This is a genomic window from Novosphingobium piscinae (assembly GCF_014230355.1).
In the GTDB taxonomy this organism is placed as follows: Bacteria; Pseudomonadota; Alphaproteobacteria; order Sphingomonadales; family Sphingomonadaceae; genus Novosphingobium; species Novosphingobium piscinae.
On record NZ_JACLAX010000030.1, the window covers coordinates 1 to 21,794 of the forward strand.

Here is a 21,794-nt window from a genome sequence, read left to right on the forward strand (position 1 = left end):
CAGGGTGCCGCGGCACAGCGCCGGGCGGAGCAGCTCGAGGCCCGGGCCCGCGCCGCTGGCGCCGCCGCCGAGCGCAGCGCGGCTGCCGCCGCCGCGGCGGCGGCGCGGATCCAGCAGGCCGAGGCCGGAGTTGCCGCGCAACAGGCGACGATCGCGCTGATCGACCGTCAGCTCGAGGCGCTGCGGGCTCGCCTCGCCATCCAGCAGCGACCCCTGGTCAGGCTGACCGGGGCGCTGCAGCGGCTGGCGCGGCGGCCCCTGGTGTTTACCCTGTTCCAGCCCGGTTCGGTGCGTGACACCATGCACTTGCGCGCCATGCTGACCACCATGCTCCCTGAAGTGGCGCGCCGGACTGCCGGGGTGCGCGCGGAGCTGGACCGCCGCCGGGCGCTGCGCGCCGATGCCGATGCCGCCATCCAGCGGCTGACCCAGGAACGCCGCGATCTGGCGCGCCATCGCGCCGAGCTGGCCGCGCTCGAGACCCGCCAGCGCTTGGCCGCCCGGCAGACCGCGGGCATTGCCGACCGCGAGAGCGAGCGTGCGCTCGCCCTGGCCGAGCAGGCGCGCGATCTGGGCGCGCTCAGCGAAGCCCTCGGCAAGGCCGGGGCGCTGCGCGAGACGCTGGCCGCGCTGCCCGGCCCGGTGATGCGCCCGGCCAGTCCGGACCTGGCTCGGCCGGCTCGGCTCGAGCCGACGATCGGTGCCGCCCCCGCTGCACCGCCCCCGGCCTTCGTGTTTCCGGTACAGGGCCGGCTGGTTGCCGGCTTCGGCGAGGCCCTGCCGGGCGCGCCGCTGTCGCGCGGGGTAGCGCTGGCGGCGCGCCCGGGAGCCCAGGCGATCGCGCCGGCCGCCGGGCGCGTCGCTTTCGCCGGGCCCTACCGTGGGTATGGCCAGATCGTGATCATCGATCACGGCGCTGGCTGGACCAGCCTGATCACCGGGCTGGCCCAGCTCTCGGTCGATGTCGGGACCGCGCTGGTCACCGGATCGCCGCTCGGCACCGCCGGACCGGGCCGCCCGGTCGTGGCGCTCGAGCTGCGCCGACAGGGCGTGCCGGTCAATCCGCTCGAGGTCGTGCGGCCCTAGCCCCGCGCCCGCGCGGGGCGGACCCATGGCCATCTGGCGTTCACCGCCGTGCCCGTATAGAACGACGCGGACTCCCGTGCCAAAGGCCCCATGCCCATCATGACGTCCGTCTCCCGTCTCCGCTCCGCCACCACGGCCGGGCTGCTGCTCTCAGCCATCGCCCTGCTGCCGGTCGCCACCGCCGGGCTGGCCGCGGTCGATGCGCGCGCCGGGCCCGAGTTCGGACGGCTGTTCACCATCTACCAGCTGATCAAGGCCAACTATGTCGAGCCGGTCAGCGACGACAAGCTGGTCAAGGGCGCGATCGACGGCATGCTGGCCAGCCTCGATCCGCACTCCTCCTATCTCGAGGGCCCCAGCCTGCTGCGGCTCGATACGATGATCGAGGGGAACTACTCGGGGCTGGGCCTGTCGGTGGTCGGCGATGACGGCGCGGTCAAGGTGATCGCGCCGATGCGCGGCAGCCCGGCGGAGCAGGCCGGGGTCAAGGCGGGCGACTACATCACCCATCTCGACGGCAAGCTGATCTACGGGCTCGACCTCGACGAGGCGGTCAGCCGGATGCGCGGCCCGGCGGGCAGCAAGATCCGCCTGACCCTCTTCCGCCCCGGGCGCGATCAGCCGTTCGACCTGACCGTGCAACGCGGGGTGATCAGCCTCGAGCCGGTCACCTCCAAGCTCACCGACAACGTCGGGGTGATCTCGGTCAACGAGTTTTCTGCCGATGTCGGGAACTACGTCAACCAGGCGATCGCCGACCTGCGCCGCCAGACCGCGGGCAAGCTGGCCGGGATCGTGCTGGATCTGCGACAGAACCCGGGCGGCTCGCTCGACGAGGCGGTAGCCCTGTCCGACCTGTTCCTGGCCAAGGGCGACATCGTCTCGCAGCGCGGCCGGGTCGCTGCAGAGAACGAGTACTACCGCGCCGAAACCATGTTCAAGGGCGATGCCGCCGCGGGCCTGCCGGTGATCGTGCTGATCGATGCCGGCTCGGCTTCGGCCTCGGAGATCGTCGCTGGCGCGCTGCAGGATCAGCGCCGCGCGCTGATCATGGGCGAACGCAGCTTCGGCAAGGGCTCGGTCCAGTCGATGATCCGGCTCGACAAGACCCATGCGGTCAAGCTGACCACCGCGCGCTACTACACCCCGTCGGGCCGTTCGGTGCAGGAGGGGGGGATCGAACCCGACATCCGCGTGCCGCAGATCTCCGATCCCGACGCGCGCAAGCGCTCGCAGCTCGCCTTCCGTGAGAGCGACCTGCGCGGGCATCTGGTCAACGAGGTCGACCTCGACGACAAGAAACTCGAGGACGACAAGCAGGACGATCCCCGTTTCAAGCTCACGCCGGATGAGCTCAAGGCCAAGGGCATTGACGACTTCCAGCTGTGGTACGCGCTCAACACGATCCGGCGCGCGGGTGCGGCCGTTGCCCCGGCCAAGGCCAAGGCGAAGTAAGGGATCCCATGCCGACATCCGGTTCTGCCGCGCTGCGCCTGGCCCGCTGGCTGGCCCTGCTGGTGCCCGCCGCCCTGCTCGGCGGGGCCTATCTGTCGCAATATGGCTTCGGGCTCTACCCCTGCGAGATGTGCTGGTGGCAGCGCTACCCCCATGCCATCGCGCTCGCACTCGCCGCGCTCGGGCTGGCGGTGCCGGGCGCGCGCTGGCCGGTGGTCCTGGCGGCCGTGGCGATCGCGGTCTCCGGCCTGATCGGAGGCTACCATGCCGGGGTGGAGTATCACTGGTGGGAAGGCGTGACCCGCTGCACCTCCACCGCGGCGCCCGGCGGCAACGTGCTCGAGGCCATCCTCGACGCCCCGCTGATCCGCTGCGACCAGGCGCAGTGGACCCTGTTCGGGATCTCGCTCGCCGGCTTCAACTTCCTCTTCTCGATCGCCGGGGCGGCGCTGATCGGCGTCTTCCTCGCGCGCAGCCAAAGGACCTGACCACCATGGGCGAACTTCGGGCCGAATCGCGGATCGACCGCATGTTGCGGGTCGATCAGGCGGGCGAATATGGGGCGGTGCGGATCTATGCCGGGCAGCTCGCGGTGATGGGCAACCGCGCCCCGCATGCCGCCGAGATCGCCGCCATGGCCGAGCAGGAGGCGACCCACCGCGCCCGCTTCGATGCCCTGCTGGCCGAGCGCGGGGTGCGGCCGACCGCGCTGCAGCCGCTGTGGTCGGCAGCCGGCTTCGCGCTGGGCGCGGCCACGGCGCTGATCGGGCCCGAGGCGGCGATGGCCTGCACCGCCGCGATCGAGACCGAGATCGACCGGCACTATTCCGAGCAGCTCGAGGAGCTGGGCGAGGCCGATCCCGAACTGTCCGGGATCATCACCGCATTCCGCGACGACGAGCGCGAGCACCATGCCGCGGCGATCGCCGCGGGGGCCGAAAAGGCGCCGGCCTATCCGCTGTTGAGCGGGGCGATCCGGCTGGGCTGTCGCATGGCGATCCGCCTGTCCGAGCGGATCTGACCGCGATGCGGGAGGACCGGGGCGCCGTCCGCTTCATCTGGCGTTAAAACATGCCGGCGCCTATAGGCCGGCAGTATCATGGGAGCCGTATCGATGCGCCGTTCTGCCACGCTGATTCTCGCCGCCCTCGGCCTCGGCACGGGCTGGCTGGCGCCGCTGGCGGCGCAGGACGCCGCACCGGCGTCGGGCGAACGGATCAACACGATCATCGTCTACGGCGACGATCCCTGCCCGGCCTCGGCCGGGATCGAGATCACGGTTTGCGCGCGCAAGGCCGAGGCAGAGCGCTTCCGCATCCCCGCACCGCTGCGCGAAACCCCGTCCAGCAAGAGCGAGGCCTGGGCCCAGCGCGTGCTGGCCTACGAGACCGTCGGGCGCGAAGGCATCCAGTCGTGCTCACCGGTCGGGCCGGGCGGCGTGCTCGGCTGCACCCAGAAGCTGATCAATGCCGCCTATGCCGAGAAGAAGGCCGCCACCGACGTCAACTTCGCCAAGATGATCGAGGATGAGCGCGCCAAGCGCGCCGCCGTGACCGATGCCGAGGCGGCCGCTACCCAGGCGCGGGTCGAACAGGCCGAGAAGGACTACGAGGCCCGCCAGCGCGCGGCCGCGGACCCCGGCGCCGTTCCCGCCAAGCCCTGAGCGGCGCCGCGGCGCGGCATCCGGCGATCAACTCCTTAACCGGTGCGTGCTAAGCGCGCCGGATGACGATTGCACACCCCGCCCGCATCCTTGTCATCTTCGGCACCCGTCCGGAGGCGATCAAGCTGTTCCCGGTGATTGCCGCGCTGCGCGCCGATCCCCGGCTTGAGCCTGTGGTCTGTGTGTCTGCCCAGCATCGCGGCATGTTGGATCAAGTGCTTGAGATCGCTGGCATCGTTCCCGATCACGATCTGAACCTGATGCAGCCCGGGCAGAGCCTCGACGGGCTGACCGCGGCGCTGTTGACCGGGCTCGGCGCGGTCATGGATACGGTCCGCCCGGCGCGGGTTATCGTCCAGGGTGATACGGCGACGGCCATGGCCGGCGCGCTCGCCGCCTACTACCGCAAGCTCCCGGTCGACCATGTCGAGGCCGGGCTGCGCTCGGGCGATATCCAACATCCGTGGCCGGAGGAGGTCAACCGCAAGATCATCGGGACCATGGCGAGCCTGCATTTCGCCCCCACCGCCACCGCCGCGGCCGCGTTGCACCGCGAGAACGTCGATCCGGCGCGGGTCCATGTCACCGGCAACACGGTGATCGACGCGCTGCACTGGGTGACCGCGCGGATCGCCGCCGAACCCGGGCTGGTGGCGGGACTGGCCGCGCTGGAGCAGCGCTTCGCCGGCAAGCGGATCATCGGCGTGACCAGCCACCGGCGCGAGAACTTCGGTGGCGGGCTCGAGGCGATCGCCCGCGCCGTGCGGCGCATCGCGGCCCGCGACGACGTGGCGCTGATCTTCCCGGTGCACCCCAACCCCAACGTCCGAGCGGTGATGGACGGGGCCCTCGCCGGGCTCGACAACGTCGCCCTGGTCGAACCGCTCGACTACCCCCATTTCGCCCGCCTGCTCGGCCTGGCCGAGATCATGCTGACCGATTCGGGTGGGGTCCAGGAAGAGGCTCCGGCGCTGGGGAAGCCGGTGCTGGTGATGCGCGAGACCACCGAGCGGCCCGAAGGGGTCGCCGCCGGAACCGCGCGGCTGGTCGGCACCGACGAGGATCGCATCGTTACCGAATTGTTCACCCTGCTCGACGATAAGGCCGCCTACGAGGCCATGGCCCGCGCCCACAATCCGTTTGGCGACGGCCAGTCCTCGGCCCGTATCGTGGAGCTGATCGCCAATGAAGTTGGACAACAAGCCTGAAGTCTGCGTCGTCGGACTGGGCTATATCGGACTTCCCACCGCTGCCATCGTGGCCCGCGCGGGCTGCCGGGTGCGCGGCGTGGATGTCTCGCCGCAGGTGGTCGACACGATCAACCAGGGCAAGATCCACATCGAGGAGGTCGATCTCGACGGGCTGGTCCATGGCGTGGTCGCGCGCGGCCTGCTGACCGCCTCGACCGCGGTCGAGCCCGCCGACGTCTTCGTCATCGCTGTGCCGACCCCGTTCGACCACGATCATGCCCCCGATCTGAGCTATGTGCTTGAGGCCGGCCGCGCCGTTGCACCGGTGCTCAAGGCGGGCGACACGGTGATTCTCGAATCGACCTCGCCGGTCGGCACTACCGAGCAATTGCGCGACCTGATGGCCGAGCTGCGGCCCGACCTGAAGTTCCCCGGGCTGGCCGCCGATACCCCGGACGTGTCCTTCGCCTATTGTCCGGAGCGCGTGCTGCCGGGCCGGATCCTCGAGGAGCTGGCCAACAACGACCGCTCGATCGGCGGCATCACGCCGCGCTGCGCCCGCAAGGCGCTGGCCTTCTACAAGCTGTTCGTGCGCGGCACCTGCGTGACCACCGATGCCCGCTCGGCCGAGATGACCAAGCTGGTCGAGAACGCCTACCGTGACGTCAACATCGCCTTCGCCAACGAGCTGTCGATCGTCGCCGACCGGATGGGTCTGGACGTGTGGGAGGTGATCCGCCTCGCCAACCGCCATCCGCGGGTCAACATCCTCTCGCCCGGCCCCGGCGTGGGCGGACACTGCATCGCGGTCGATCCCTGGTTCATCGTCCACTCCGCGCCCGAGGACACCCCGCTGATCCGTACCGCGCGCGGGGTCAACGACACCAAGATCCACCATGTCATTGCCAAGGCCGATGCCCTGATCGCCGCCCACCCCGGCGCGCGCGTCGCCTGCCTCGGGCTCGCCTTCAAGGCCAATATCGACGATTTCCGCGAGAGCCCGGCGCGGCTGGTCGCCTCGACGCTGGCGCGCCGCCATGCCGAGCGCATCGCCATCGTCGAACCCTTCGTCGATGCGCTCCCGCTCGAGTACAAGGGCACGCCAGTCGAGCTGATCGACATCGATACCGCGCTGGAGACCTGCGAGATCCTCATCGTGCTGGTCGACCATGATCTGTTCAGGTCGATCCCCCTGTCCGAACGCGCGGGCAAGATCGTCTACGACACGCGCGGGATCTGGCCCGACCAGCCGGCAGTGCAGGCGGCGACCGCGCCCCGGCTGAAGGCGGTGGGGTAAGTCAGGTGCGGTGAACGTCGCGCGTGGGCTTCGACAGGCTCAGCCTGAGCGGGGTTTGGAATGCTGTGCCGATCCTGGAATGGCACCTTCATCGCCAGCCCCACAATCAACATCCGCTCAGCCTGAGCCTGTCGAAGGCCACGCGCAGACGACAGCCGGACACACCCCTCACCCCAGCGCGATGTCGGGCGCGTCTTCCTGCTTCATCCCGACGGTGTGATAGCCCGCGTCGACGTGATGGACCTCGCCGGTGACCCCCGACGAGAGGTCGGACAGGAAGTACAGCCCCGAGCCGCCGACGTCCTCGATCGTCACATTGCGGCGCAGCGGGGCGTTGAGCTCGTTCCACTTGAGGATATAGCGGAAATCGCCGATGCCGCTCGCGGCGAGGGTCTTGATCGGTCCGGCGGAGATGCCGTTGACGCGGATGTTCGCTGGTCCGCAATCGTTGGCGAGATAACGCACGCTGGCCTCGAGCGCGGCCTTGGCCACGCCCATCACGTTGTAGTGGGGGACGACCTTCTCGGCGCCGTAGTAGGTCAGTGTCAGGATCGAGCCACCGTTCGGCATCATCTCGACCGCACGCTTGGTCACGGCGACCAGGCTGTAGGCCGAGATGTTCATCGTCATCAGGAAGTTGTCGAGCGTGGTGTCGTAGAACTTGCCGCGCAGCTGGCTCTTGTCGGAATAGCCGATCGCGTGGACGACGAAGTCGATTGTCTCCCAGCGCGCCTTGAGCTGGTCGAAAGCGGTATCGAGCGCGGCCATGTCCGACACGTCACAGTCGATCAGGAAATCGCTGCCCAGACTGGCGGCGAGCGGCCGGACGCGCTTCTCGAGCGCCTCGCCCTGGTAGGAGAAGGCCAGTTCGGCCCCGTGCTCGTGCAGCTTCCGGGCAATCCCCCAGGCAAGCGACTTGTCGTTCGCCAGGCCCATGATGAGCCCGCGCTTGCCCGCCATCAGTCCGGTCATTGGCTTAATCTCCACCCTCGTTCCTGCGCCGTGGCGCCACACCATGCCGTGGGCCACCCTCATGGGCGCTGTTGTCGTCCTGTCCGAGCAGGTCCTGCTCCTCCGGCGTTTCCGCCAGCGCCGCATTCAGCTCGGCCCCTAACACCATCCCTAAGCCGACCAGCCAGAAAAAGAAAAGCGTGATCATGATTCCGGCGAGGCTGCCGTAGATCGCGTCGTAGTGCAGCAGCCGGCGCAGCGCCCAGGGCAGCGAGATCGTGACGCCCACCCACCAGGCCGTCACGAACGCCGCGCCGGGCCATTTCGGATAGCGCGGGCCGCGATAGGCTGTGGGGGTCAGCGACAGGAACAGCAGGTAAATCGACCCGAACAGGACCACCGCGGGAATCAGTCGCGAGAGCGCCATGTCGTGCGTGAGCGGCTCAAGCCGGGGGACCCAGACCAAGATGGCCTGCTCGACCGCGCCGATCACCACCTGGGCGATCAGCGACAGCAGCAGCGCGACCACCGCGGCGATGATGATCCCGCTCGAGCCCAGACGATTGCGCCAGAAGGCTCGGGTCGCGCGGGTGCCGTAAGCGCGGCGCAGCACGTCGCGGATGGTCTCGATCAGGCTGCCCACGGTCCACAGCCCGACCAGCCCGCCAATCCACAGCAGCCCGTCGGCGCGGGCTTCGACCACGTCGTGCGCGACGGGGGCTACCGCGCGCGCGACCGCCGGCGGCACGGCGAGCAGAAAGGCGTTGATCATGGCGGCGCGATCATCGCGCTCGCCCAGCGCCGAAAAGATTGCCGCCGCCGTGATGAAGAAGGGAAACAGCGCGACCACCGCCATGTAGGCCAGGTTGCCGGCGTGAATGAAGCCGTCGTTCCAGACCCCCGTGAACACCCGGGTGAGCACCCGACGCAGGCGCGCGCGAGGCGCCAGGGCGTGCCCGGCCCGGGGGATCGGTCCGCCATCGGCCGATGCTGTCCGCACAAGGTCGCGGCGGCGCAGTGCCTCGCGGCGACGCGCCTCGGGTGACAGATCGGGCGGCGACAGCACCGGGGTGGCGGCGTCAGGGCCGGCGATCGGGCGCTCCTCCATCGCTTGCCCTCCCTTGGCTCGCGCCCGGCAGCAGCGCTGCCGCTGCGGCCGTTCAGCCGCCGAACCGCGCGCGTGGTTCGCGCCTGTCCTGCCAACCGTCCAGCCGCCGCAGCAGGTCCGCATGCTCGGGCGAATCGGCCGGGGGCAGGTCGATCTGGATCCGCACCAGCTGATCGCCGCGAGCCCCGTCCTTGCGCGTCATGCCCTTGCCCTTGAGCCGCAGCGTCTTGCCGGACGTGGTGCCGGGGGCGATGGTCAGCATCACCGCGCCGTCCGCCGTCGGCACGCGCACCTTGGCCCCGGCCAGCGCCTCGTCGAGTGTCACCGGCAGGTCGAGCTTGAGGTGGTCGCCGTCGCGCTGGAACACGGGGTGGGGCTGCAGCGTGATCGTGATCAGTGCGTCTCCCGCCCCGCCGGGCCCCGCTTCGCCCTTGCCGGCCAGGCGCATCTGGGTGCCGTCCTCGACCCCGGCGGGCAGCTTGAGATCGATCGTCTTGCCATCGGACAGGGTGATGCGCTGCGGCGCCAGCACCGCCGCATCGGTCAGGCTGACCTGCAGCCGGTACTGGACATTGGCGCCCTTCGGCGCGGCGCGCTGCCCGCCGCCGAATCCACCGAACGGCCCACCTCCGCCTCCGCCCCCGCCGCCGCGCCGGGTGCCGCCGCCGAACAGCCCCTCGAACAGGTCCGAGATGTCGACCCCCTCGGGTCCGCCGCCGCCGAAGCCCTCGTGGCGGAAGCCGCGCTGGCCCCCGCCGCCCCCGAACCCCGTTCCGAACGGATTGGCCGGGTTGCCGTCCATGTCGATCTCGCCGCGGTCGAAACGGGCGCGCTTGTCCTTGTCCGACAGCAGGTCGTAGGCCCGGGTCACCTCGCTGAAGCGCTCGGCGGCCTTGGGATTGTCCGTGTTCCGGTCGGGGTGAAGCTCCTTGGCGAGCTTGCGATAGGCGGACTTGATGTCCTTCTCGCTCGCGCCGCGAGCCACCCCCAGGGTCGCGTATGGATCAGCCATTCCCCCTAGCTAGTTGCGCGCGGCGGCCGGTACAAGGGAAACGGGCGCCTGGCGGGCGGTTCGGCTGCGGACGGGCCGTGGCAGCCTGCCCGGCAAGACAGGTCCGGCGCCCTTTCCCAATGCGGCCGCCGGGGCTATGGCGGGGTCAGGCGCGCCCTCTCGGCAGTGACTGGAAATTCCCTTGGCAACTCAATCCGCGGCGACCTCCCTCCCCCACGGCGATCCGTTCGCCCTGTTCGACCTCTGGTACCGCGAGGCCCGCGGCACCGAAATCAACGATTCCAACGCTATGGCCTTGGCCACGGCCACGCCGGAGGGCTGGCCGTCGGTGCGGATGGTCCTGCTCAAGGGGCACGGGCCGGACGGGTTCGTGTTCTACACCAATTCGCGCAGCCGCAAGGGCGGCGAACTGCTCGCCAATCCCCAGGCCGCGCTGCTGTTCCACTGGAAGTCGCTGCGCCGCCAGATCCGCATCGAGGGCATGGTCGAACGGGTCAGCGAGGCGGAGGCCGACGCCTATTTCGCCAGCCGCTCGCGCGACAGCCAGCTCGGCGCAGTCGCCTCCGACCAGTCCGCCCCGCTGGACAGCCGCGCCACCTTCACCGCGCGCTTCGCTGCGGCCGAGGCCCAGTTTGCCGATCGCGCAGTGGTGCGGCCGGCGCACTGGTACGGCTTCCGGCTGGTCCCGCGGGCGATCGAGTTCTGGCAGGACCGCGAGCACCGCCTGCACGAGCGCCGCCGCTACGTCCGCGACCCCGCCGCGCCCGACGGCTGGGCCAGCACCCTGCTCTATCCCTGACGCCCCGATGGCCGGCCCGGACCCTTCCGTCTCTGCACTCAACCGCAGTGCCGCCCTGGCCAGCATCGCCGTCGCGCTGCTGCTGCTGGGCCTGAAGGCCTGGGCCGCCTGGTCGACCGGTTCGACCGCAATGCTCGGCAGTCTGGCCGATACCGGACTGGACCTGATCGCCAGCTTCGCGACACTCGCCGGCGTGTGGGTGGCGGCCCAGCCCGACGATCACGACCACCGTTTCGGCCACGGCAAGGCCGAGGCGATCGCGGCAATGGTCCAGGTCATGCTGATCTCGATCTCGGCGCTGGGGCTGGCAGCGCGGGCGGTGCAGCAGCTCCTGGCCGGTGGACGGACCGCCGCGGCGAACGATGGCATCATCGTCTCGGCGATCGCCATGGGCGCCACGCTCGCCCTGCTCGCCTGGCAGCGCCACGTGATCCGCCGCACCAACAGCCTCGCGATCTCGACCGATCATGTCCACTACCAGTCGGACCTGCTGCTCAACCTCGCGGTGATCGCCGCGCTCAGCCTTGATCAGTACCTCGGCATCCGGGGAGCCGATCCGCTGTTCGGTCTGGCCATCGCCGGATGGCTCGCCTGGGGTGCCTGGGGCGCCTCGCAGGAGGCGATCGAGCAGCTGATGGACCGCGAATGGCCCGAGGAAAAGAAACAGCGGTTCATCGAGGTGCTGGGCCGCCATCCCGAGCTGCGCGGCGTCCATGACCTGCGCACCCGCACTGCCGGCAACCGGGATTTCGTGCAGTTCCATGTCTGGGTCGACGGGGCCATGACGGTGGCCGCGGCGCACGACGTGATGGACCAGATCGAAGCCAAGATCCTCGAGGAGTTTCCCGGGATCGAGATCCTGATCCACCCCGATCCCGAAGGCCATGTCGACGAGGGCCTGGCGGCGCGGCCCGAACTGACCACTCCCGAGGCGGGCGCTCCGGCGGCGTGAGCGGCGCGGTGACTGGGGGCAGGGCGGCTGGCGGCAGGGCAGCTGGGGGCAGGGCGGCCTAGCGGCGGGGGAACAGGGCGAGGATGTCGGCCAGCCCATCGAGCACGCGCCGGCGCTGCGCCGGGTCGCTGTGGCCCAGCCGCACGATGGTCAGCTTCTGCCGGGGGGAGACCAGCACGTACTGCCCGAGATGGCCGATGCAGGCGAAGGCGTCGGCCGGGGCCCGGCCGGGCAGCAGCACCACCGCGCCGTCGGCCTGGGGCCGGTTGAGCCACAGCTGCGCGCCATAACCGGGATTGCGCGGCGAGGGCCTGGTCATGAACTCGATCCAGCCGCGCGGCAGCACCTGGGCCCCGCGCACCGCGCCGCCGGTGCGCAGGAACTCGCCGAAGCGGCCCCAGTCGCGTGCTGTGGCATGGACCATGCTCGAACCGATCATCGTGCCGGCCGCGTCGTACTCCGCCACCATCGAGCGCAACCCGGCCGGCTCGAACAGGCGTGTACGCAGGTATTCCGCCACAGTTTGGCGCCGGATCGCCGGGTCGGCGCTGTCGGTCAGCGCGCGTGCGGCCAGATCGGCCAGGATCACGCTGGTCGCGCTCGAATACTCGAACCGTCGCCCCGGCTCGGCCTCAAGTGGCTGGGCCTCGGCATAGGCCGCCATGTCGTCGCGGCCGTCGAGGAACAGCATGCGCACCTCGTCGGCACGCCATAGCGGGCTGCCGCCTTCGCTGTGGCGCAGGCCCGAGCGCATCTGCAGCAACTGGCGCAGGGTGATCTCGCCGCGCGCGTCGCCGCTCCGCTGCCAGGCGGGGACCGGCGCGGTTTCGTCCAGCCGCAACCGTCCGTCGGAGACGAGCAGGCCGATCAGCACCGCAGTGATGGTCTTGGACATTGACCAGCCGATCTGGCGGGTGTCGCGATCGAAGCCCGGCCCATACCGCTCCGCCACCAGGCGCCCGCCGGAGAACACCAGCAGGGCCCTGGTCTCGCCCATGCGGTCGGCCGCGAACAGGTCGTCGACCGCGCGGGCAAGGGCGGTTCGGGGCACCCCGGGGGCCGGATCGACCGCGGCGAGCGCCGCCGGATCGAGCGGGACCGGTCCCGGTGTGCCGCGGCTGCAGGCGGTCAGGGCGGCCAGCAGCAAGGCCGTGCCGAGGCCCCGGACGCGGCGCCACACCGGTCGGTCAGGGCTGCCGGTCGGCAGGGAAGGGGACGGGGTCGACATGGCGGGCGCCGTCATGCGAAGAATGACCCGTGATGGCAACTCCCCCGCGCCCGATACCTGTGTCCACCTCACCCGTCTCGTCTGGGTCCGGCGGACAGCCACGTCGCCACCTTCGCCGCCTGCTCGCGCTGGCCCTGCTGCTCGCCCTGGCGCTGCTGGCGGCCTATGCCCGGCCGCTCCTCGCCACCGCGCGGCTCGGCGCCGCCTATGGCGCGCGGGTGGCCTGCTCGTGCCACTACGTCGCCGGGCGGCCGCTGGGCGATTGCCGGGAGGACTTCGAGCCGGGCATGGGGCTCGTGACGCTGAGTGCCGACGAGGCCGCGCGCCGCGTCACGGCCCGTTTCGCTCTGGTGCTGCGACAGAGCGCGACCTATCGGGAGGGTTGGGGCTGCCAGCTCGACCGCTGGACCGATTGACCCCGAAGAGTAGCCCGCACCGGTCGGATCAGGCCGGTTCGGTTGCCTCGATCCAGCCGCCGCCGATCACCCGGTCGCCGCTGTAGAGCACCGCGGCCTGGCCGGGAGCCACGCCGTACTCCGGTGCGAGGAAGCGCAGCCGGGCGGACGCGCCATCGCCCAGTGCCCCGTCGAGCGTGACCGGTACCGGCTTGGCCAGCGAGCGCACCTTGGCGTGAAGCGGCTGGCCGGCCGCGGGCAGTGGGCCGATGCGGTTGGTCTCGCCGATCCGCGCCGCACCGACCGCCAGCAGGCGTCGCGGCCCGACCAGCACGCGATGGTGCGCGGCGTCGATCCCGGTGACGTAGAGCGGCTCGGCCAGTCCGCCGATCTCGAGCCCGCGGCGCTGGCCGACGGTGTAATGGATCACGCCGCGGTGCCGGCCCAGCACGGCACCGGTCTCGGCGTGGACGATCTCGCCGCCGGCCTCGGCCTCCGGGCGCACGGCGCGGACCACCTTGGCATAGTCGCCATCGGGGACAAAGCAGATGTCCTGGCTGTCCGGCTTGGCCGCGACCGCCAGGTCGGCCGCTGCGGCGATCGTCCGCACCGCCGGCTTGGGCAGGCCGCCCAGAGGAAAGCGCAGGAAATCGAGCTGGGCTTCGGTGGTGGCGTAGAGGAAGTAGCTCTGGTCGCGCGCCGGATCGACCGCGCGGTGCAGCTCCGGACCGTCCGACCCGACCAGGCGGCGCACGTAATGCCCGGTGGCCAGGCAGTCCGCCCCCAGCTCGCGCGCCATGCCGAGCAGATCGGTGAACTTGGGCCCCATGTTGCAGCGGATGCAGGGGATCGGCGTCCGTCCGGCCAGATAGTCGTCGGCGAAGCGGTCAACCACCTCGGCGCGGAAGCTGCTGGCGTGATCGAACACGTAGTGCGCGATGCCGAGCCGGTCGGCGACGGCCCGGGCATCGCGGATATCGTCCCCGGCGCAGCAGGCGCCCTTCCGTCCGGTCGCCGCGCCATGGTCGTAGAGCTGCAGGGTGATGCCGATAACCTCGGCTCCGCTCGCCGCTGCCAGCGCTGCGACGACCGAACTGTCAACCCCGCCGGACATGGCGACCACGATCCGCCGACCGGCCAGCGCTGCCCCGGGGGCGCCGAGCTGGAACAGCTCGGGCCAGGAGCCCAACTCCGGCAGGTCCTGCAAAAGAGCGAGGGCGCGGTTCATCGCGAGGCCCATACACGCGCCGGCCGGAAAAGCCAAAACCGCCAAAAAGGCAGAGCGTTAATGTCTATGTCTGACCCGTAAATGCCCTCTTTACCAAGCCTTGACCAACCCTGGCGTAAGACGCGCCGATGCAGATGGGCTACGACTTCGAACAGGATTGGCCAGGGGCCAGCGCAAGCGCGGACCTGCGGGCACGATTCCCCGTGCTCGGACCGGCAGCTGCCGACGGGGCGGAGGGCGAGCCCGGGGTCGCCGCGCCGATCCCCTTGCGCCAGCCGGACTGGCGCGCTCTGCGTGCCCGCTTCGCGGCGATCCACGCCCTGCGCCAGGTGATCGCCGCCGAAGGTGTCGCCATCCCTCCTGCCGGCAGCTTTGCCAGCGTTGGAGAGGCCGTGCTTTCGTCCTGTCGCCCGCTTGCCAGCGTTAACCCTGTTTATTCGGCCAATAGCAAACGGCCTTGCGCCATCACGGGATCAGTCGCCGTTCCCCCACTCGCGGCGACCGAGGAATAGCATGATCGAGAACCAGAACATTCGTCCCGCGATGGTGATTGGCCCGCTTGGGGAGCCGCTGACCCTCGATTCGCTGCCGCCGCCAAGCACCACCCGCTGGGTCGTGCGGCGCAAGGCGGAAGTGGTCGCGGCGGTCAATGGCGGCCTGCTCACGATCGAGGAAGCCTGCGAGCGTTACAACCTGACGCTGGAGGAGTTTGCCTCATGGCAACGGGCGGTCGACCGCTCCGGGATGCAGGGCCTGCGCGTTACCCGCATCCAGCACTACCGCGATCTCTACGAGCGCCAGCTCAAGTACTGAGCGATCCGGACCCGGCCGAGGCCGGGATCCGTGCATAACGGCCGGACCCCCAGGGGTCTGGCCGTTTGCCGTGGGCGATGTCGCACGGCCCCATGGTGCCCCACCCCAATCGACGCATTGCCTGTTGCCACCCCAGCGACTATTTGAGCGGCTGGGCAGTCGGCTGTGCAGGGGTGAATGCCCATTGCGGAAGGTGACTTGTCGATGTAATACAGCTTGGCGCCGTGTGGCGCCTCCCCTGCGAGACCATTTCGTCATGACTTACGAGGCCAGGATCGAGACCCCGAGCGCGCAGCCCGTCCCGGCCCCGATGGTCGCCGCAGACGAGTTGGACCTGGCCCATGAGGATCGCGCCTCGGCGCGGAGGGTCTGGCTGATCATCGCCGCCGCGGCCGTGCTGCTGATCGCGCTGTGGTTCTTCGTGCATCGCAACGATGCATCGGGCGATGCCGGCGATGTGGCTCAGCAGGCCGCGACCGTGACCGTGGTGGTGCCCGGCCGAGCAACGATCGCGGGCGCGATCAACGCCACCGGCACCCTGGCGGCGCGCCGCGATGAGCCGATCGGTTCGGTCGGCGAGGGTGGCCAGGTCGTCGATGTCCGGGTCGAGGCCGGCGACTGGGTGCGTCAGGGGCAGGTGCTGGCCGTCATCGATCGCTCGGTCCAGAACCAGCAGCAGGCCAGCCAGGCAGCGCAGGTCCAGGTCGCCGTGGCCGATGCCCGGCTGGCCCAGGCCAATCTCGAGCGTGCGCTCAAGCTGGTTGAACGCGGCTTCATCTCGAAGGCAGACATCGACCGCCTCACCGCCACCCGTGACGCCGCCAATGCGCGCGTCAACGTCGCCCGGGCCACCCTGGGCCAGCTCCAGGCCCAGGCGGCCCGCCTCAACATCGTCGCACCCTCCGACGGTCTCGTATTGGAACGCCGCGTCGAGCGCGGCCAGGTTGTTGGGGGCGGGGCCGGGATCCTGTTCCGGCTGGCACGGGGCGGAGAGCTGGAGCTGCAGGCCCGTCTCTCGGAAACCGATCTCGCGGCCCTCTCGCCGGGGGTCTCGGCCGAGGTGACCCCGGTCGGTTCGCCGCGCAGCTTCACCGGGCAGGTCTGGCAGATCTCGCCGGTGATCGATGCCACGACGCGTCAGGGCACGGCGCGAATCGCGCTGGCCTATGCGCCCGAACTGCGCCCCGGCGGCTTTGCCAGCGTCGTCATCCGGGCGGGGACGGTGGTGGCCCCGAAGCTTCCTGAAAGCGCCATTCTGTCCGACAACGCGGGCAGCTACGTTTACGTCGTCGGGCCCGGCAACAAGGTCGTCCGCCGACCCGTGAAGACAGGTGTGGTGACGGCTGACGGGATTGCTGTGGTCGAGGGCTTGACCGGAACCGAGCGGGTCGTGCTGCGGGCTGGTGGCTTCCTCCAGCCGGGCGAGACCGTGAACCCCCAGCTGGCAGCCGCTGCCAAGCAGCCGCGTTAAGCGGCGCGGGACGCGCAGACCATGAGCTTCCGCAACATTTCGGCCTGGTCGATCCGCAACCCGGTGGTGCCGATCGTGCTGTTCATCGGCTTGATGCTTGCCGGCCTGGTGAGCTTCAACCGGATGGAGGTCCAGAACCAGCCTGACATCGAATTCCCGATGGTGATCGTCACCATCGCCCAGCCGGGTGCCGCGCCGACCGAAATCGAAACGCAGATCACCCAGCGGGTGGAATCCGCGGTGCGCTCCATCGCCGGGGTCAACTCGATCAGCTCGACCGCGACCGAGGGCTCAAGCCAGACGCTGGTCGAGTTCCAGCTCGGTGAGGACATCAATGCCGCGGTCAATGAGGTCAAGAACGCGGTCGATCAGGTCCGCGGCGACCTGCCTGACGGGATTCTCGAACCCCAGGTGATCAAGGCCCAGACCTCGTCCGACCCGATCGCCTACTTCGCGGCCGCGGCCGACGACATGACGCTCGAGCAGCTCTCGTGGTTCATCGACGATCGCGTGGCCAAGCGCCTGCTCGCGATCCCCGGCATGGCCACGGTCACCCGCGGCGGCGGCGTCAACCGCGAGATCTTGGTGACGCTTGATCCGGCGCGGATGCAGGCGGCCGGGGTGACGGCGAGCCAGGTCAATCTGGCCCTGCGGCAGCTCAACACCAATGCCGCCGGTGGCCGGGCCGAGATCGCCGGTTCGCGCCAGTCGGTGCGCGTGCTCGGCAATGCGCGCACCGCGTTCCAGCTCAGCCAGACCGAGATCGCGCTGGGCGGCGGCCGCTCGGTCAAGCTGGCCGACGTCGCGCGGGTCAGCGACAGCTTCGGCGAGGTCACCTCGCGCGGGCGGATGAACGGGCGCGAGGTGGTGACCTTCGGGATCAGCCGGGCGCGTGGCGCATCCGACCTGTCGGTCTATGACGAGACGGTCAAGGCCCTCGACCAGCTCGAAAAGGACACGCCCGGGATCCATTTCCGTCCGCTGTTCACCAGCGTCGACTACACCCGCAAGCAGTACGAAAGCTCGATGTCGGCCATGGTCGAGGGCGCGGTGCTGGCGGTGATCGTGGTGTTCTTCTTCCTGCGGGACTGGCGCGCCACGGTGATCGCCGCGATCGCCATCCCGCTGTCGGCGATTCCCACGTTCTGGTTCATGGACCTGCTCGGCTTCACCCTGAACCAGATGTCGCTGCTGGCGCTGGGACTGGTTGCGGGGGTGCTCGTCGACGACGCGATCGTCGAGATCGAGAACATCGTGCGCCACATGCGCATGGGCAAGACCGCCTACCAGGCGTCGATCGACGCAGCCGACGAGATCGGTCTGGCCGTGGTCGCGACGACCTTTTCGATCGTCGCGGTGTTCCTGCCGGTCGGCCTGATGCCGGGCGTCTCGGGTCAGTTCTTCAAGAACTTCGGGCTGACCGTGGTGGTTTCCGTGCTGATGAGCCTGGCCGTGGCGCGCATGATCACGCCGATGGTGGCGGCCTATTTCCTGAAGGCCCATGGTCAGGCCGAGCACGCCGGCGGCCGGGCGATGGACCGCTATCTCGACGTCCTGCACTGGTCGCTCGATACCAGCAAGGCTGATGCCTATCGCGCCGCCCACCGCGATGTCACCGGCCGGCTGTCGTGGGGTCGCCGGTTCGCGGCGCGGCTGCGCGACCACCGGGTTGGCATGGTCGGGGTGGCAATCGGTGCGCTGTTGCTCACCATCGTCATGTTCATGGTCCTGCCCGGCCAGTTCTTCCCCGACAGCAACAACGACTTTGTCCAGGTCCGGATCGAGATGGTCCCGGGCACCACGCTGCAGCAAACCGCCGACGTCTCAGCCAATGTGGCGGCCTTCATGCGCAAGGAGCCGGCTGTCGATTCGGTGCTCGAGCGGATCTCCGAAGGCAATGCGCGCCTGTTCGTGACGCTGCACAAGAAGCGTGACGAGACCAGCATGGCGCTGACCCGGCGGCTCACGCCGATCCTCCAGAAGTTTCCCGATGCGCGGATCACCTTCCAGTCGATGAACGGTGGCGGCGGCGGTGGCGGCAGTGGGCGCCCGATCTCGATCATGCTGGCCGGATCGGATCCGGTGCTGCTCGAGCGGACCGCGACGCAGTTGGTCGAGGAGATGAAGGGTCTGCGCCAGGTCGTCGCCCCGCGCATCGGCGCCGATCTGCGCCGCCCGGAAGTGATCATCAAGCCCCGGCTCGATCTCGCCTCCAGCCTGGGCGTCAACACCCAGGCGCTCAGCCAGGCGATCCGCATCGCCACCCAGGGCGAAATCGATCAGAACGCGGCCAAGTTCTCGCTGTCCGACCGCCAGGTCCCGATCCGCGTGCGCATGCCCGTCGAGGCCCGGCGCGACCTGTCGAACATTGCCAACCTGCCGGTCCCGACCGTCAGCGGCGGTTCGGTGCCGTTGTCGCGCGTGGCGGAAATCGGGTTCGGCTCGGGCCCCACCAGCGTGCAGCGCTATGACCAGCAACGCCGCGTGTTCATCGGTGCGGACCTGCCTCCGGGGGTGGTCAAGAGCCAGGCGACCGAGGCGATCAACAATCTGCCGATCATGCGCAATCTGCCGCCTGGCGTCACCAACAAGGCCTATGGCGAGGATCGCTGGCAGCAGGAGATGATCAGCAACGTGACGATCGCGGTCATCGCCGGGATCCTGCTGGTCTTCTCGGTTCTCGTGCTGCTCTATCACCGCTTCGTATCGCCTCTGGTCAACATGGGCTCGCTGTTCCTCGCCCCGCTTGGCGGACTGCTGCTGCTCGGCTTCTTCGGCCAGCCGGTCTCGATGCCGGTGCTGATCGGCATCCTCATGCTGCTCGGCATCGTCGCGAAGAACTCGATCCTGCTGATCGACTTCGCGATCGAGGAGATGGCGCAGGGACGCGACAAGTTCGACGCGATCATCGAGGCCGGGCACAAGCGCGCCGTGCCGATCGTGATGACCACCGTCGCGATGACGGCGGGCATGCTGCCCACCGCGATCTCGCTGGGCGGTGATTCGGCCTGGCGTGCACCGATGGGCGTGGTGGTGATCGGCGGGCTGGTGCTGTCGACCGCGCTGACCCTCTTGATCGTCCCGGCGGCGTTCAGCCTGGCCGATGGGCTCGAGAAGCGGCTCGGCCCGGCGCTGCGCAAGCGGTTCCTTACCTTTGAGCCGCACCACGCCCACCCCGCGGCCGGCCCGGCCGCCCAGCCGGCGGAGTGATCGTAGCGGGTCCGCGCCGCCGGTGGCCCGCCGGTGGCCCCCTGCCGGATCGCGCGCGGCGCATGCGCAGGGCGGCGACCGGTCTGCTGCTGGCGATGGCGGGACTGTTCCTGCTCGCCCGCCATCTGCTCCCCAGCCATCCCGCGTGGAGCTGGGTCCTTGCCTTCAGCGAAGCCGCGATGGTCGGCGGTCTGGCCGACTGGTTCGCCGTCACGGCCCTGTTCCGGCGGCCGCTCGGCCTGCCGATTCCGCACACCGCGATCATCCCGGAGAACAAGGACCGCATCGCCGACACCATGGCGGCGTTCCTGCGCGACAACTTCCTGACCCCGCAGGTGGTCGCCCGCCGCCTGCGCGAACTCAACCTCGCCGCCGTCGCCGGCGCCTGGCTGGGCCATCCCGGGGCAGGGCAGAGTTCGCGCTTGCGTGCCGGAGCCGCCGAACTGTTTGCCCAGGTGCTCGAATCGCTCGATCCGGAACGCCTCGGCCGGCAGGTGCGGGCCGGGCTGGTGCGTCAGCTTGAGCGGATCGAGGTGGCGCCCCTGCTGGGCCGCATGATGGCGGCCGCCATCGCCGACGGGCGGCATGGCCCGGTGATCGGCAGTCTGGTGCGCTGGGCCGGTTTCACGCTCGAGGACAACGAGGCGCTGGTGCGCGATCTGGTCCATCAGCGCGCCAGTTCGGTGTTGCGCTGGACCGGGCTCGACGAGCGTCTCGCCAACTCGGTCATCGATGGGCTCTACAAGCTGCTCGCCGAAGTGATCGTCGATCCCGACCATCCGCTGCGCGGCAAGATCGAGGACGGCCTGCGCCGGCTCGCTCATGATCTCGTCCACGACGAAGCCCTGCGCGACCGGGTCGAGCGGGCCAAGCGCGAGCTGTTGGCCAACCCGGCGGTGGGAGACTGGTGGCAGGGCGTTTGGGAGCAGATCCGCACCGGGCTGATCGCTCGCGCGCGCGATCCCGGCGCGGGTAGCGGCGCCCAGCTGCGCGAGGGCCTGGCCGAGCTTGGCCGAGCCTTGCGCGATGATCCGGTGCTGCAGCTGCAGATCAACCGCTTCGCCCGCCGCACCGCGGTCGGTCTCGTCACGCGCTATGGCGCGCAGATCGTCCGGCTGGTGTCGGACACGGTGCGGCGGTGGGATGCCACAACCGTGACCGCCCGGCTCGAAAGCGCGGTCGGGCGGGATCTGCAGTTCATCCGGATCAATGGAACCCTGGTCGGCGGTCTGTTCGGACTGGCCATCCATGCCGTGGAGATCTGGTTGTGAGCGAGCGTGACGCCCCCCTGCTGCAAGCCGGCCCCTATGCACTGTGGCCACCGCAGGCCGATGACCACGCCGCGCTTCATGCCCTTACCGCGCCAGCGGAGATGCGCTGCTTTCTCGGCAACCATCAGCCCGACGAGGCGGATAGCTTTGCCCGGCTCTACCGCAATGCCGGCAGCTGGGCACTGCACGGCTATGGCACCTTCATGGTGCGCGAGGCGCAGAGCGGGGCCTTTGTTGGCCACTGCGGCGTGTTCCGCAGCTGGCGCGGCCTGCCCGGCATGAACGACGTGGCCGAGGCGGGCTGGATCATCGGACGCGACTGGTGGGGCCGCGGGGTGGCCTCGGTGGTGATGGACGCGGTGCTGGCCTGGTTCGACCAGACCCACGGCTGCCAGCGCGTGGCCTGCATGATCGAACAGGGCAATGTCGCGTCGGAGCGGCTGGCGGCGCGGTTGGGTTTCGTGCCCTATCATGAGCACACGCAGGATAGCGGGACGGTGCTGACCCTGTACGAGCGCCTGCGCTGAGCTTGAGACCCAGAGAAAAGCCCCGCGTTTTGCGGGGCTTTTCGGTTTGGCCTGGGGTGTGTGTCAGAGCTTTTCGGTGAGCTCGGGGACGATGGCGAAGAGGTCGCCGACGAGTCCGATGTCGGCGACCTGGAAGAT

General features: G+C 69.8%; 21 protein-coding genes. 16 read left to right on the forward strand and 5 right to left on the reverse strand.

Translation table 11 applies throughout. The annotated features are described in order from the left end of the window. The 7 genes from H7F53_RS16715 to wecC form a co-directional block, all read left to right on the forward strand. Nucleotides 1-1,086, forward strand: a 1,086-nt coding sequence (locus H7F53_RS16715; protein WP_185680654.1) for a murein hydrolase activator EnvC family protein, incomplete at its 5' end; no start/stop codon positions are given. Between the two features lie 99 nt (nt 1,087-1,185). Beyond that, on the forward strand, nt 1,186-2,541 hold the full coding sequence (locus tag H7F53_RS16720; RefSeq protein WP_185680655.1) for a S41 family peptidase: 1,356 nt from the start codon (nt 1,186-1,188) through the stop codon (nt 2,539-2,541). Between the two features lie 8 nt (nt 2,542-2,549). Then, nucleotides 2,550-3,029 carry a disulfide bond formation protein B gene (locus H7F53_RS16725; RefSeq protein WP_185680656.1) on the forward strand — a complete coding sequence of 160 codons (480 nt, stop codon included), beginning with the start codon at nt 2,550-2,552 and terminating at the stop codon, nt 3,027-3,029. A 5-nt stretch (nt 3,030-3,034) separates the two neighbouring features. Beyond that, the gene (locus tag H7F53_RS16730; RefSeq protein WP_185680657.1) at nt 3,035-3,562 is read left to right on the forward strand and encodes a demethoxyubiquinone hydroxylase family protein; all 528 of its coding nucleotides are present in this window, start codon (nt 3,035-3,037) and stop codon (nt 3,560-3,562) included. A 93-nt stretch (nt 3,563-3,655) separates the two neighbouring features. Beyond that, on the forward strand, nt 3,656-4,204 hold the full coding sequence (locus H7F53_RS16735; protein WP_185680658.1) for a hypothetical protein: 549 nt from the start codon (nt 3,656-3,658) through the stop codon (nt 4,202-4,204). A 62-nt stretch (nt 4,205-4,266) separates the two neighbouring features. Beyond that, on the forward strand, nt 4,267-5,412 hold the full coding sequence (gene wecB / locus H7F53_RS16740; RefSeq protein ID WP_185680659.1) for a non-hydrolyzing UDP-N-acetylglucosamine 2-epimerase: 1,146 nt from the start codon (nt 4,267-4,269) through the stop codon (nt 5,410-5,412). Further along, on the forward strand, nt 5,390-6,691 hold the full coding sequence (wecC, locus tag H7F53_RS16745; RefSeq protein ID WP_185680660.1) for a UDP-N-acetyl-D-mannosamine dehydrogenase: 1,302 nt from the start codon (nt 5,390-5,392) through the stop codon (nt 6,689-6,691). The genes wecB and wecC overlap by 23 nt, the downstream gene beginning before the upstream one ends. 168 nt (nt 6,692-6,859) lie before the next feature. Here the strand turns inward: wecC and fabI are convergent, their stop codons facing one another. Genes fabI through H7F53_RS16760 form a run of 3 tightly spaced genes read right to left on the reverse strand, consistent with a single transcriptional unit; the run spans nt 6,860 to nt 9,762 of the window. After that, entirely contained in the window at nt 6,860-7,663 is an 804-nt protein-coding gene (gene fabI, locus H7F53_RS16750) for an enoyl-ACP reductase FabI (protein WP_185680661.1), read from the reverse strand. Nucleotides 7,664-7,667: 4 nt separating this feature from the next. Beyond that, nucleotides 7,668-8,750: a YihY/virulence factor BrkB family protein gene (locus H7F53_RS16755; RefSeq protein WP_185680662.1), complete on the reverse strand. Its 1,083-nt coding sequence runs from the start codon at nt 8,748-8,750 to the stop codon at nt 7,668-7,670. A 52-nt stretch (nt 8,751-8,802) separates the two neighbouring features. Next, nucleotides 8,803-9,762 (reverse strand): DnaJ C-terminal domain-containing protein, encoded by a 960-nt coding sequence (locus H7F53_RS16760; RefSeq protein ID WP_185680663.1) that lies wholly within the window; start codon nt 9,760-9,762, stop codon nt 8,803-8,805. Between the two features lie 181 nt (nt 9,763-9,943). Between H7F53_RS16760 and pdxH the strand changes: the two genes are divergently transcribed. Then, entirely contained in the window at nt 9,944-10,561 is a 618-nt protein-coding gene (gene pdxH, locus H7F53_RS16765) for a pyridoxamine 5'-phosphate oxidase (protein ID WP_185680664.1), read from the forward strand. Between the two features lie 7 nt (nt 10,562-10,568). Further along, entirely contained in the window at nt 10,569-11,513 is a 945-nt protein-coding gene (locus tag H7F53_RS16770) for a cation diffusion facilitator family transporter (protein WP_185680665.1), read from the forward strand. A 58-nt stretch (nt 11,514-11,571) separates the two neighbouring features. On the opposite strand, the gene H7F53_RS16775 is transcribed toward H7F53_RS16770, so the two are convergent. Then, nucleotides 11,572-12,741 carry a serine hydrolase domain-containing protein gene (locus H7F53_RS16775; RefSeq protein ID WP_185680672.1) on the reverse strand — a complete coding sequence of 390 codons (1,170 nt, stop codon included), beginning with the start codon at nt 12,739-12,741 and terminating at the stop codon, nt 11,572-11,574. Between the two features lie 59 nt (nt 12,742-12,800). On the opposite strand from H7F53_RS16775, the gene H7F53_RS16780 reads away from it, so the two are divergent. After that, nucleotides 12,801-13,157 (forward strand): hypothetical protein, encoded by a 357-nt coding sequence (locus tag H7F53_RS16780; protein WP_343062123.1) that lies wholly within the window; start codon nt 12,801-12,803, stop codon nt 13,155-13,157. A gap of 28 nt (nt 13,158-13,185) precedes the next feature. Here H7F53_RS16780 and mnmA read toward each other — a convergent pair whose 3' ends face one another. Continuing rightward, nucleotides 13,186-14,364, reverse strand: coding sequence for a tRNA 2-thiouridine(34) synthase MnmA (mnmA, locus tag H7F53_RS16785; RefSeq protein ID WP_185680666.1), 1,179 nt, complete (start codon nt 14,362-14,364; stop codon nt 13,186-13,188). Between the two features lie 128 nt (nt 14,365-14,492). On the opposite strand from mnmA, the gene H7F53_RS16790 reads away from it, so the two are divergent. The 6 genes from H7F53_RS16790 (at nt 14,493) to H7F53_RS16815 (ending at nt 21,656) form a co-directional block, all read left to right on the forward strand. Then, nucleotides 14,493-14,876: a hypothetical protein gene (locus tag H7F53_RS16790; RefSeq protein WP_221773792.1), complete on the forward strand. Its 384-nt coding sequence runs from the start codon at nt 14,493-14,495 to the stop codon at nt 14,874-14,876. Nucleotide 14,877: 1 nt separating this feature from the next. Next, nucleotides 14,878-15,177: a CtrA inhibitor SciP gene (sciP, locus tag H7F53_RS16795; RefSeq protein WP_185680668.1), complete on the forward strand. Its 300-nt coding sequence runs from the start codon at nt 14,878-14,880 to the stop codon at nt 15,175-15,177. A gap of 256 nt (nt 15,178-15,433) precedes the next feature. Continuing rightward, on the forward strand, nt 15,434-16,648 hold the full coding sequence (locus tag H7F53_RS16800) for an efflux RND transporter periplasmic adaptor subunit (RefSeq protein WP_185680669.1): 1,215 nt from the start codon (nt 15,434-15,436) through the stop codon (nt 16,646-16,648). 21 nt (nt 16,649-16,669) lie between these two features. Then, nucleotides 16,670-19,858, forward strand: coding sequence for an efflux RND transporter permease subunit (locus H7F53_RS16805; protein WP_185680670.1), 3,189 nt, complete (start codon nt 16,670-16,672; stop codon nt 19,856-19,858). Between the two features lie 62 nt (nt 19,859-19,920). Beyond that, entirely contained in the window at nt 19,921-21,129 is a 1,209-nt protein-coding gene (locus tag H7F53_RS16810) for a DUF445 domain-containing protein (RefSeq protein ID WP_185680671.1), read from the forward strand. Further along, the gene (locus H7F53_RS16815; protein WP_343062124.1) at nt 21,126-21,656 is read left to right on the forward strand and encodes a GNAT family N-acetyltransferase; all 531 of its coding nucleotides are present in this window, start codon (nt 21,126-21,128) and stop codon (nt 21,654-21,656) included. The genes H7F53_RS16810 and H7F53_RS16815 overlap by 4 nt, the downstream gene beginning before the upstream one ends. The last annotated feature ends 138 nt before the right edge of the window (nt 21,657-21,794 follow it).